We start from the raw sequence: 12074 nt of genomic DNA on the forward strand, positions 1-12074 counted from the left end.
ACCAGATCCAACTCAAACGAATAGATCCGTGATCGGATCGGCATTTTATTTTTTCAATGTAGATATTCGGGCTCGTTTTGCTTCCCTCACCCACTCGTAATCTTTAACCCCGTTCCCCGCCCAATTACACTTATTCTACTGGTGACATCTGCATGGAACAACACAACCCCGCTTTTGAAAAGATCCCATTATCTGTAACGAATCCTTTCTCTGAAAATCTCCGCCGCCTTGCGGCACTCTTTCCGTCGATCGTCAAAGACGGTCAGGTCGATCTGGATGCCCTGAAAGCAGAGCTTGGCGAGTTCGAGGAGGTGGATAAGGAACGCTATGAGCTGACCTGGGCAGGAAAGCAGGAGGCAAAACGGACGGCGGGCGAGCCGGTGATCGGGCGCACGCTGAAGTATGTGCCGGAGGAGAGTAAAGATCCGGAGTCTACGGAGAATCTCTACATCGAGGGGGACAATCTGGAGGTGCTGAAACTTCTGCAGAATGCGTACATCGGCAAGATCAAGATGATCTACATCGATCCGCCGTATAACACGGGAAACGATTTTGTCTACAAGGATCACTTCGCGGTAACGGCAGAGGAGAATGCAAAAGCGGAAGGAGATGTCAGTGCGGAAGGGGAGCGGTATGCGGTAAATCCGAAAACGTCCGGGAAGTATCATGCCAACTGGCTCTCGATGATGTATCCCAGACTTCGTCTCGCGAAGAATCTGCTGCGGGATGATGGGGTCATTTTCATCTCGATCGATGATAATGAAGTGGGGAATCTGCGGGAGATTTGTGATGAGATTTTTGGCGGGGAGAATTTTGTGGCAATCGTACCTTGGAGAAAACGAACTGCAAAATCAGACGTGCCATTTGGCATATCACAGGATTATGAGTGGGTGATAGGTTATGCAAAGCAAAATTTTATAGCTAGTATAGCTGGTAATGAACGTAAATATTTTGAAACCCCAGATCTTCCCAATAGGCCTTGGAGAGTTCATGACTTAACTACTCAACGGAGTGCTGCTGAGCGTCCAAATAGTTATTTTACCATGATCAATCCAAAGAATGGTTTAGAATATCCTGCAAATCCAAAAAGGACATGGGCTGTAACTAAAGATACATTTGAAGAATATTATAATAAAAATATGATTGTTTTTCCAGGGGATTATGATTTTCTCAATATAACTAATCCTGTATTTCGCTATTATAAAGATGAAGATCAGATGAAAGCAGGTGAATTATTTGGTTTCATACCTATGAGTACAAATTTGCCGTCAGAGGTGGGAATGAGTTTAGATGGTACTAAAGATTTTGGGCATTTATTTGAGAATAAATTATTCAGTTTCCCAAAACCTGTTGGATTGATAAAATATCTTATTCAAGCCGCAACTAGTATTCAGAAAGATGTAATGATCCTCGACTTCTTTTCAGGCTCCGCTACAACCGCCCATTCCGTAATGCAGCTCAACGCTGAAGACGGGGGCACCCGGAAATTCATCATGGTTCAGCTGCCTGAAGCCTGCGATGAAAAATCTGAAGCCTTCGGTGCCGGCTACAAAACCATCTGCGACATCGGCAAAGAACGGATCCGCAGAGCCGGGGACAAGATCCAAAAAGAGCATCCGGAAGCTTCGCCCGACACCGGATTCAACGTCTTCCGCCTTGCGGACACCAACATCCGCTGGATCGCTGCCGAAACCGGACAGGTAAGCCTCGAAGACGCCCTCATCACCTCAGGAAAAGACTTACGCGACTTCATGCCCGGATACACCGACAAAGACGTCGTCTATGAAATACTGCTTCGCCAGTATGACATCCCCCTCACTGCAAAAATAGAATCTCTTGGCGAAATCGGAAAACGCACCTACTCCGTCGCCCGTGCCTTGATCGTCTGTCTCGAAGAGAGCATAACAAACGACATCATCGACAAAATCGCCAAAATAGAACCCGTCCCCCACAAGATCATCTTCCGGGACAGCGCATTCGGGGACGACATCTCACTCAAAGAAAACACCATGATGCGGCTCGACGCCCTCATGCAGAAACACAGCTCCGGCGGAAAAACCCCGTACCGGGTAGAATTCCTCTGAGGACTCCATGACCGGCAAAATCACCTTCAAATTCGTCGACCTAGCCTATCAGATAGACGCCGTCAACTCCGTCGTCGACCTCTTTTCGGGACAAAACAAAACCACCGGCGAATCTATCTACAAAACACCCGGACGCTCTGAACTTGTTGAAACACGCCTCGGACGAAACCCCAGACTCGAGATCGGCAGCACCCGGCTCCTCAACAACCTCAGATCCGTCCAGACCCAAAACGACCACCTCCTCCCCGACGACGAACTCCTTGACAACAACTTCTCCGTCGACATGGAAACCGGAACCGGAAAAACCTACGTCTACCTCAGGACCATCCTCGAACTCCACAAACAATACGGATTTACCAAATTCATCATCGTCGTCCCCAGGATCGCCATCCTCCAGGGTGTCAAAAAAAGCATCGAACAACTCACAGAAACCTTCAAAGCACTCTACGACGGACTCGACATAAACGCCCGGTCATTCATCTACAACTCATCAAACATCGGCGAACTCCAGAGCCGGTTCATTGAAGGAACAGACCTTTCCATCGTCATAATGAACAAAGATGCCTTCAACAAAAGCGGCATAAACATCATCCAGAAAGAACGCGAAGGCACAACAAAACTCTGGGACCTGATCAAAGCCGTAAAACCTGTCATCATCATCGACGAACCGCAGCTCATCGAAGGCACCGCCGCCAAAAAAAGCTCCTCACTTCGTGAACTCGAAAACCTCGAACCCCTCTTCACCTTACGCTACTCCGCGACCCACAAAAATCCCTACAACTGTGTCTACCGTCTCACAAGCTACGACGCATACAACCAGAACCTCGTCAAAAAGATCCGGGTCAAAACCGTATACGGCGAAATCCCGACAGACTTCCCCTACATACGATACGCAAACTTCACCACAAATCTCAAGGCAAGGATCGAAATCTTCTCCCGTGACGAAAAACGCGGCATCAGCAAAAAACAGTACGACGTAAGCGACGGCGACTCTCTCCACGAACTCTCCGGCGGCCTCGAACAGTATCAAAACATGTTCATCGCCGGAAACCCCCACAAAATCGACGGACTCACCATCTCACGCGGCAAACTCGGTCAGCTCACCCTCTTCGATGAATCCACCGGATCATCCAACTGGGGCATCACCATAAACCAGGGTGATGACACCCTCACCCTCTTACCCGGAGACTGTACATACAACGAAAAACTCCGTGAAACCGACTCCGCCGTTGTCCGGGTCCAGATAAGGACCGCAATAAAAAGTCACCTCGACACCCAGTTCAACCTCCTCGAACACAAAAAACACATCAAAGCCATCTCCCTCTTCTTTGTCGACGAAGTAAAACGCATCCGTGACGAAACACAAGCTGACGGACGCGGCATCTTCCTCCAGATCTTTGACGAAGAATACAAGGCCGTCATCAGCGAAAAGAAATATCGCGACTACTTCAAAAAATACGAAGCTCTCTTCCGGGAATATAAAAATGTCCTCTCCGTCAGAGAAGGCTACTTCGCCATCGACAGAAACAACAAAGTCGTTGAGCCGGAAAGCTCCAAAAAGGACAGACTCAGCCAGCTCCAAGAGGACGACTACAACAAAAAATCCAAAGAAGACATTGAACGGGGAATCGAACTCATCCTCAAGAAAAAAGAGGAACTCATCTCATTCGAAACCCCTCTCGCCTTCATCTTCTCCCACTCCGCTCTCCGTGAAGGCTGGGACAACCCCAACGTCTTCACCCTCTGCACCCTCAAAGAATCCTCAAATGAAATGGCAAAAAAACAGGAGATCGGCAGAGGACTCCGTCTTCCTGTAGACATACATGGAGAACGCTGCTATGATGAAGATGTAAACAGGCTGACGGTCGTTGCAAACTCCTATTACGATGAATTTGCGGCCCATCTCCAGGCAGACTTCGACGCAGAACAAAACTTCAACAAAGACCTGGCAACCGTCTATGAATTTATCGAAACACTGAAACAAGCCGGACTGCCAAAAGAGAAAATCACCAAAGACCTTGCCAAGACCCTGGAAAAAGAGCTCCGGATGAAAGCCGTCATCAACTCAAACGGGAAACTCAACCCAAAAATCGACATACAGAAAATATCATTCAGTGACGCCACGTTAAGCGAACATGAATCTGCCATCAAAAATGCCTTCATCCGGGTCATGACCGAAAAAGGCACAAAGAGGATCTATATCGAAAATGGCGATGAAAAACCCGAGGAAAACTCGATCCACTCTTACATAAGCGAAGAGTCCTTCAAAAACCTCCTAAATGAACTCACTCTCCGTCTTGAAAAACGGACATTCTATCAGATCAGCATCGACTCCGCTGACTTCATCCGGGAAGCCGGAAAAAGACTCAACCGTCTCTTAACAAGCAAACAGGCGACCGCCCAGACGATCACTACGACTACCGGCGAAGTCCGTATGAAAGCAGACGGAAAAACCTACGTCAATGAACAAAAAGAGGAGTACACAACCGACAAAACACCCCTTGTCTGGTACAAAAAAACCGACTTCCAGATTATTAACTACATCATGCAGCAGACAAGACTCCCGCGTCTTGCCATATATGCAATACTTAATGAACTCAGCGATGAACTCAAAGAGTTTCTCAGGATCCAGGACATATTAGACAATGCAGCACGCGAACTGCAAAAAACTCTCACCGAATTCAAATCCGCTCATGTATCCGGATATCATGTGATCGACAACTACCTCTTTGACAAAAAAGAGATCTTTGTCCCTGACAAAATCGACGCAGAAACACTCGGAAAATTAGACGATGAGGAAGCATTCACCTTTGATGCATACAAATCCAAACCGGAAAAGCGTCATGCAGTCTATAAATACTACAAGACAGACAGCAAAGGTGAAAAAGAGTTCGCTCAGCAGTTGGACGAAGATGAACATGTCCTCCTCTTCACCAAACTCCACAAAGGAGGGTTTGTTATCGACACCCCGGAAGGGAATTACTCTCCGGACTGGGCAGTCATCTATAAACACTCCGACGAACTGACCAGACTCTATTTCATTGTTGAGACAAAAATCGACAAAGAACGTAAAGATCTCAGCGACGTTGAAAAGGTCAAGATCAGATGTGGTGAAATGCACTTCGATGCGGTGTCTAAAGCAATCGGAAAAGATGTTGAGTATCTTTATGCCAAAAACTATCGGCATTTCACCGAGCAGATCGAACGTTTGGAAGAGAAGAACGACTGATCCTTTCGATTCCACATCACTTTTTTCTGTTACCTTTTTGGGCTGACCCCCTCTCCAGTCGCAAAAATAATCAAAATTGGACTTACGCGGTGTTCGTGTCAACCCAATTTGGAAAGAGTGTGGCTGGGTGCGGAAACATGAAATAAACAACCGCGAATCTCCGCGAATTCTCGCGAATCGCATTTTCCTTGCGCCGTCGTGCTCTGCTCCGGCTGATCGCCTACGCAGGAATCGCACGCCGTCTGGAAAAATGCTGTTGGAAAAACCGGCGTGCCGGTTTTTCTCTCCGTTAACTTCTCTTTTTGTGTAATCAAAAAAATAATGAAACAACAGAAAAACCCGCACGCGGGTTTTTCCTATAGCATTTTTCAAGAGAGGATGCGATTCTGCGCAGGCGATCAGCCGGAGCAGAGCATCCTAACGCAAGAAAAATGCGATTCGTGAAGATTGGCGGAGATTCGCGGTTGGTTATTTCTCTTGTGTCTACACTAAGACCGTGCACGAAATCGAAGTACATCTTAAAGGACTTCAGTTGTTGTTTTTCGGTTGAGATCACACCGCGTAAGTCCTATCAAAAATACTATTTTCTCCTCACAGGAGCCGCTGGGGCGGCGACAGGATTTGCCCGAACGGTCTCGCAAATCTAACGATTTGGTCGCAAACCTTCGGTTTGCTCGGCTAAGGTTGTCTTCTTCGCATCCAACCCTCCTCCACTGAGCCCGCCCCTACGGGTCGGTCCGCAGTCGCAAATCAAAGATTTGCTCGCAAGTCTATCGACTTGCTCGGCTGAGCCCGCCCTTCGGGCAGCCCGCCTCCGCTGAGGCCGCCCCTACGGGACGGCCCGCCTCAGCTAAGGGACCTAAAGGTCCCCGCCTCCGCTGAGCCCGCCCCTACGGGACGGCCCGCAGTCGCAAATCAAAGATTTGCTCGCAAGTCTATCGACTTGCTCGGCTGAGCCCGCCCTTCGGGCAGCCCGCCTCCGCTGAGGCCGCCCCTACGGGACGGCCCGCCTCAGCTAAGGGACCTAAAGGTCCCCGCCATCCATCAGACCCGCCGCATCCAGAATCAGGACAACCAACCCCGCGGTCAACACCACAAACACCGTCGTTAAACAGAAGAGAAACGCAAACAGCCCGGACAGAGATCTGAACAGTCCGGGATCTGACGTAATCATGATTTTATAGGAATACGCTCCCGCGAGGAGAATCACCTGGATCAGGAGGATCCCGAAAACGGCAGTAACGGCTCTGGAAAACCCGATCACATTCACCGGATGCCGCCTGCACCCGTGCATGTTGACCCGACATACCCCGAAACTGCGTTTCCGGCACACATCCCTTCGCCGCATAATACCCGCCCATAAGATCACTCAGCATCTCCGCTGCCTGATACCTCGGCACATCCGGATCACGCAGAGCCACCGAGATCATCGCCCCCTCCTCATAGCACCCCGAAGCATTCGAAACCAGGGTCCCGAAAAGATGCTGCCTCTCCGAAATATGCGTCACCTCCCCGTCCAGGATCACCTTCATAAAGCCCGCATCCCCATACCTGAACCGCTCTTCGCCAACCGGAAACGGCTCGCACCAGTCAAGCCCCATCCAGTTCTGATCCGCCGGCTCGCCTTCGAGCCGCAAAGCAGGAGAAGAAATATTTTGCATCATCCCTGCGAGAACCAGATCCGGCTCCATCTCGATAAAATTACACAGCGGCGAGCGGCCGTTCTTCACCCGCTGCTCCCACAAAAGGGCCGCAAGATGTCCTCTTCGGAGCTTCGCCGCCGCCTTCTTCGTGTAACCTTCGTAAGACGATACCGCACAGGAATACTCAAACTCCACCCCGGTCGCATAACGCAGGGTCCACAAACACGCCGCCGGATTCGTCTTCATCAGCGGCGGACGGGTATGTACAAAATCCATGTGACGATACTGCAGGATCTCGCCAAACGTATTGATCAGCGCCGAATTTGCAAGCGTAAGAGATATGATCAGATCGGTATCGATCGGGCGGATCCGGATGAACCCGCCGCCTTTCGGCAGTTTCGAGCGGCGGGGACGAACATCCTGAAATGCGGTCCATTCGGTCCATTCAAGATCCAGGGAAGGCTCAAATTTCTCCTTATCTTCGCTCATAACGTATCTCCTCCTCACGCACCACCCACTCAGCCACCAGCTCTGCAAGCTCCTCCTCCTTTGGCAGACAAAGCATATACTTCGACGCAAAAACCTGTGACTCTCCTTCAGGGAGGGTATAGCGGACAAGCGTCTCCGACGTATCCGCACACAACACGATCCCTATCGGCGGAACATCCCCCTCGTTCATCATATCCCGCGTATAATAATTCACATACATCTGCATCTGACCAAGATCCTGATGAGTCAGCTTCCCTGTCTTCAGATCGATCAGAACAAAACACTTCAGAATATAATTGTAAAACACCAGATCGATGTAGAAGTTCTCATCATCGAAACTGATACGCTTCTGCCGCGCCACAAACGAAAATCCTCTCCCAAGCTCCAGAAGAAACTTCTGGAGATTCGAGATAAGAGCCGACTCAAGATCCTTCTCGTAAAATCCGGGTTCTGCCGGGAGATTCAGAAACTCCAGAACATACGGATCCTTGATCATGAATCCATACTCCGGCTTTTGCTCTGTCCTGCCGACCTCCATTTTCACCCCGTTCTTGTCTTTACTCACCAAAAGCCGCTCATAAAAAAACGTCGTGATCTGCCGTTCCAGCTGGCGGGTACTCCAGTTTTCCCTCACGCACTCATCCAGATAAAACGCCCGTGCCTTCTCATTCTCCACCCGCATGATAAGCCGGTAATGCGTCCAGCTCAATTCGGAACGCAGTGCGTTCCGCATTGGAAACAGGAGGAAAAACTGCCGCATGTACCGTAGATTCCTCTCAGAGAATGCATTCCCAAATTCAGCACTCAGCCGTTTTGCGAGATACTTCAGCAGCCCCTCGCCGTACTCGGCACGCTCCTTTCCGCCGGAGGCCTCGACTACCTGACGCCCGATCTCCCAGTACGCAAAAACCATCGCCGAATTCACCGCACGACAAACCGATGACCTGGCCGCAAGGATAGTACTTCGAACAGAGCCGTACGTCTCCAAAAGCTGGTCAGTTTCCTGCAGACCGGTCATCGCTTCCCGGCATCATACGCCGCAAATCCCTTGATCAGCAGTGCGTGATAAAAATCATTACAGGTCATATCCGGATCGTAATACACCATATCCGTACGCCCGCCCGCATCCTTTTCACATACAAATCCGAGATCGAGGATCACCCGCAATGCCTCGTCGATCGATGTTCCCGTCTCGCGGCTGAGTGCATACAGCCGGTCTTTATGCTCCATGGTCAGACGGAAATCCAGCACATAGGGCTCCTTTGTGAACGGGTTCAGGCTTCGCCGGATACCGAGTTTTTTCTTCAGATAAAATGGATCATCCATACTCCTATAATTTTTTTTCGACGGTATTTATACCCCTGACCGCGCGGTGCGATAATGCCCCCTCTTTTCGTGAAAACGCCGCTCTCACTGAGAGAGGAGGCGTTTTTTCGATGCAAAAAAATGGTTGAACGGGGTGAAGATCGAGGTCTTCTCTACCCCCTGACGAACTACTTTCAAACGTATGGGGGACTTGGTAAATTGGATATACCCCCGCTCCCCGCCAGTCTTCGCTTCACTCAGCCTTGCTCGCAAGTTTCCTTCGAAAACTTGCTCCGCTGAGCCCGCCCCTAAAGGGACGGCCCGCAGTCGCAAACTTTCAGTTTGCTCCGCTGAGCCCGCCCCTGTGGGGCAGCCCGCATCAGCTGAGGGCCCTAAAGGTCCCCGCTCACTGGAGCCTTCTGCACAGCTCCTTCTGGATCTGTGGATCCTGCAGCATCATAAGCATCTTCGCCTTCTCCGCATCGATCCCCATATCTCTCCGTGCAAGATCCGTCAGAATCGTCGCCGTCAGATAATCACTGATCGACTCAAACTGCGGCTTCTCCCCCTTCGTCAAAGCAACCACCCGGTCATAAACCTCCCAGCTCACCCGTGTGCTCAGCAAAGGCTTCTTACTTTTCACTGCGACCATAACTGTATGTAAACTTATATACGCAGGAGTATATAATACCAATACAAAACAACAGTTATTATATAGCAAAAAAACCTATGTATTCATTAGACCCCAATGGACCAAAAACTCAGCGGGGCAGAATCCTATCTGAAACAGAATAACTACACTACTTACCGGCAGAATCTGACGAAGGGGAGCCACCAACGGCAGTACCCCGACGCACAGCGAGGCATTTTGGCCCAGATAGACTACAGAGATCCATGCATCCGGACCCTGTTTTCACCATTAATTCTTGGATGCATCAAAGAGATCCTGGAAAAAGGACAGGGGAAAACCTGACCCGTATTCAACCTCTTTTACGCGAATCGCGAAGTATTCATCCGCCCAGGTCTTTTTTCTATCCATCTATCTATCCATCTATGCAGATCAAAAAAATGATAACCCGGGCAAAACTACATCCGGACGTAAACAGACAGATAGATGATTATGTACTCATCTATCCATCTATCTGCATAGAGAAAAACCGTCTCTCTCTCTCTCTCTCTCTCTCTCTCGTCTGTACTTCAAATAATATAATATATGGATAAAAAATAAGTGATTGATGAGGAGTTTTTTCTTCCCGTATTTACTTACTTACGGACGGACTTTTTCCTCCCCCAGTCTTTTTTTTTAAACATCTGCACATCTATCTACACATCTGCATATGTGCACAGCACTCCAAAAATATACAAATTTACATACAATTTGATGCAAATAATTAATATTAAATATCTGCAGAACCCATCTTCTCTTGTAAGTCATCCGGCTTACGAACCAATCACCAAAGGACGTGATCAAGATAGCACAGATATTCTCGCTCTATGTCGGAGAAGTCGACAGAAAAACCTTCGAAGCCTTCTCCAGAAAGTATCCAAGACCGCACACATCGAAAATGATCCTCGGTCTCATGAGAAAACACCTAAACGACCACGGAGAAACCGATGCCTGACTACAAAGTCTACATCCCCGAAGCAAAAGCCGGCCTTCTTTACCAGTACAAAGAACAGTTCGGCAAAGACGCCTCCCCCATGATCGTTGGATTCATGGAACAAAGCGTTGTCCAAACGCCGAAGATCCGTGAAAACCCCGAGGAAACGACTCGCTTCATCTACGAAATCTACTTCGGCGACATCGAAAACGAACGCGAATTCTCCGACCTCCTTGGAGGCAGGGAAAACATGAAAGCAGCACTCCTCAACCGGACCGCTGAACTCTGTAAAAAGTACCCGGCTCTCTACCCGGAAGTCATCGCCCAGCTGAACAAAGACCACCCAAACTTAGCAAAAATCACAGGAATCAACCAATGAAACAAACCACAAACAGCGAAACCATTCGCGAAAAACATGCCTGCCCTAAACCAGCGTCTAAACAGTTTCAGGGAACAGGCAAAAACAGATTCGACCCGAAAACACAAAAAACCACCGGGCCGACCGGATCCTCTGGAACCCCTGGTTCCGCAGGCACCAGCGATCCCAAAAACCGAAACACCAAAAACCGGATCTGGAGCCTCGCCGACTACGACGCGACCCCGACGCTTGATCTGATCATCAACACCCTCGATATCCCCAAGACAATTCAATGTGCGGCGATCGTCAACACGATGCACGAACGCTTTGCCCACTTCATCCTCGAGGAGCTTAAGGGATGGGGACTCCCCTATGGGGTCCTGGACGGTCAAACCTTTACCATCAAGATCACGTTCTCGAATGAACGGCCGGAGGACGCGTAATGCAGGACCACAAACCCTGCCCCGGGACCCGGCTGACCGACCGGATCATCCTCTCGAAGATCATCTCCGGAGCATGGAAGGTCGACGGGGAAAAGGGCGAGGTCATCTCGGCAAAAACCGGGAAACTCCTTCGGTTCAAAAAAATGCGGAGCGGATACCTCTGTACGAGCGTGAGTTACCGGGGACTCCGGGTGACCATCACCAAGCACCGTGCGGTCTACATCGGCGGGACCTGCAGAACCCTGGACGAACTGCCGGTCGATCTGAATCTGCATATCGACCACATAAACGGAAATATCGAGGACTGCCGGCTCGAAAATCTCCGGCTGATCCCGTTCTGGGACAACAACCACCCGAAGTCGGGAGTGAATCACCGGATCTTTACGGACGAGCAGGTCGGAGAGATCCGACGACGGTATGCAGACGGCGAACCTCCGCGGATCCTCGCAGCCGAGTTCAAGGTCAACCGGGCCACGATCCACCGGATCGTTTCCCGGCGGACCTATGCGGAGGTGGGCCTGTGAACGGGTCCGGAACGGAATATCTGCGGCGGATCAAGTTCTCCTGCCCGGTCTGCCTGAACTCGATTACGGAAAAGGTCTGGGTCAATGACATTGCGGATCTGAAACTGGCCATACTCAACTGCCCGGTCTGCGGATCCCCGACGCTTAGGATCGATTCGCCGGACGATGATGTCCAGTTCTTCGCCTATCTGGACATGCGAAAGGCGATCGGGGAACGGATCGATGAGCAGATGGAGGAGACGTATGACTATCTGTGATGCGGCGGAGATCCGGGCGGTCCTGGAAGCAGCGTTTCCTCACCCGGCCGAGGAGTATGCGGATGCGTTTTTCTGTCAGGAGATGACGGCTGCGCTGGAAGCGGCGGCGAAGGAGTATAAGGTCCGGTTCCTGGAGACGGT

Annotated in this window: 12 protein-coding genes; 7 read left to right on the forward strand and 5 right to left on the reverse strand. The window is 50.1% G+C overall.

Annotation, left to right across the window (positions count from 1 at the left end):
* The first annotated feature begins 152 nt into the window (after positions 1 to 152).
* Entirely contained in the window at positions 153 to 2084 is a 1932-nt protein-coding gene (locus tag H575_RS03840; protein WP_042698170.1) for a site-specific DNA-methyltransferase, read from the forward strand.
* Between the two features lie 7 nt (positions 2085 to 2091).
* Complete coding sequence (locus tag H575_RS03845; protein ID WP_042698174.1) at positions 2092 to 5313, forward strand: restriction endonuclease; 3222 nt, start codon at positions 2092 to 2094, stop codon at positions 5311 to 5313.
* A 1024-nt stretch (positions 5314 to 6337) separates the two neighbouring features.
* On the opposite strand, the gene H575_RS09285 is transcribed toward H575_RS03845, so the two are convergent.
* From H575_RS09285 to H575_RS03865, 5 genes are all read right to left on the reverse strand, one after another.
* Positions 6338 to 6487 (reverse strand): hypothetical protein, encoded by a 150-nt coding sequence (locus H575_RS09285; protein WP_155897844.1) that lies wholly within the window; start codon positions 6485 to 6487, stop codon positions 6338 to 6340.
* Between the two features lie 4 nt (positions 6488 to 6491).
* On the reverse strand, positions 6492 to 7445 hold the full coding sequence (locus H575_RS03850; RefSeq protein WP_042698178.1) for a hypothetical protein: 954 nt from the start codon (positions 7443 to 7445) through the stop codon (positions 6492 to 6494).
* Positions 7432 to 8463: a PDDEXK nuclease domain-containing protein gene (locus H575_RS03855; RefSeq protein ID WP_042698182.1), complete on the reverse strand. Its 1032-nt coding sequence runs from the start codon at positions 8461 to 8463 to the stop codon at positions 7432 to 7434. Before H575_RS03855 ends, H575_RS03850 begins: the two co-directional genes overlap by 14 nt.
* Positions 8460 to 8771: a hypothetical protein gene (locus tag H575_RS03860; protein WP_042698184.1), complete on the reverse strand. Its 312-nt coding sequence runs from the start codon at positions 8769 to 8771 to the stop codon at positions 8460 to 8462. Before H575_RS03860 ends, H575_RS03855 begins: the two co-directional genes overlap by 4 nt.
* A 385-nt stretch (positions 8772 to 9156) precedes the next feature.
* Entirely contained in the window at positions 9157 to 9360 is a 204-nt protein-coding gene (locus tag H575_RS03865; protein WP_211213856.1) for a hypothetical protein, read from the reverse strand.
* Between the two features lie 138 nt (positions 9361 to 9498).
* Here H575_RS03865 and H575_RS09290 point away from each other — a divergent pair, with 138 nt between their 5' ends.
* From H575_RS09290 to H575_RS03885, 5 genes are all read left to right on the forward strand, one after another.
* The gene (locus H575_RS09290) at positions 9499 to 9723 is read left to right on the forward strand and encodes a hypothetical protein (protein WP_155897846.1); all 225 of its coding nucleotides are present in this window, start codon (positions 9499 to 9501) and stop codon (positions 9721 to 9723) included.
* Between the two features lie 641 nt (positions 9724 to 10364).
* A complete protein-coding gene (locus H575_RS03870; protein WP_042698190.1) occupies positions 10365 to 10730 on the forward strand; it encodes a hypothetical protein in 366 nt (121 codons plus the stop codon).
* Positions 10727 to 11152, forward strand: coding sequence for a hypothetical protein (locus H575_RS03875; RefSeq protein ID WP_042698192.1), 426 nt, complete (start codon positions 10727 to 10729; stop codon positions 11150 to 11152). Before H575_RS03870 ends, H575_RS03875 begins: the two co-directional genes overlap by 4 nt.
* Positions 11152 to 11676: an HNH endonuclease gene (locus H575_RS03880; protein ID WP_042698194.1), complete on the forward strand. Its 525-nt coding sequence runs from the start codon at positions 11152 to 11154 to the stop codon at positions 11674 to 11676. Before H575_RS03875 ends, H575_RS03880 begins: the two co-directional genes overlap by 1 nt.
* Positions 11673 to 11933, forward strand: coding sequence for a cytochrome c-type biogenesis protein (locus H575_RS03885; protein ID WP_042698197.1), 261 nt, complete (start codon positions 11673 to 11675; stop codon positions 11931 to 11933). Before H575_RS03880 ends, H575_RS03885 begins: the two co-directional genes overlap by 4 nt.
* Positions 11934 to 12074: the final 141 nt, after the last annotated feature.

The organism is Methanocorpusculum bavaricum DSM 4179 (genome assembly GCF_000430905.1).
GTDB classification, from domain to species: domain Archaea; phylum Halobacteriota; class Methanomicrobia; order Methanomicrobiales; family Methanocorpusculaceae; genus Methanocorpusculum; species Methanocorpusculum parvum.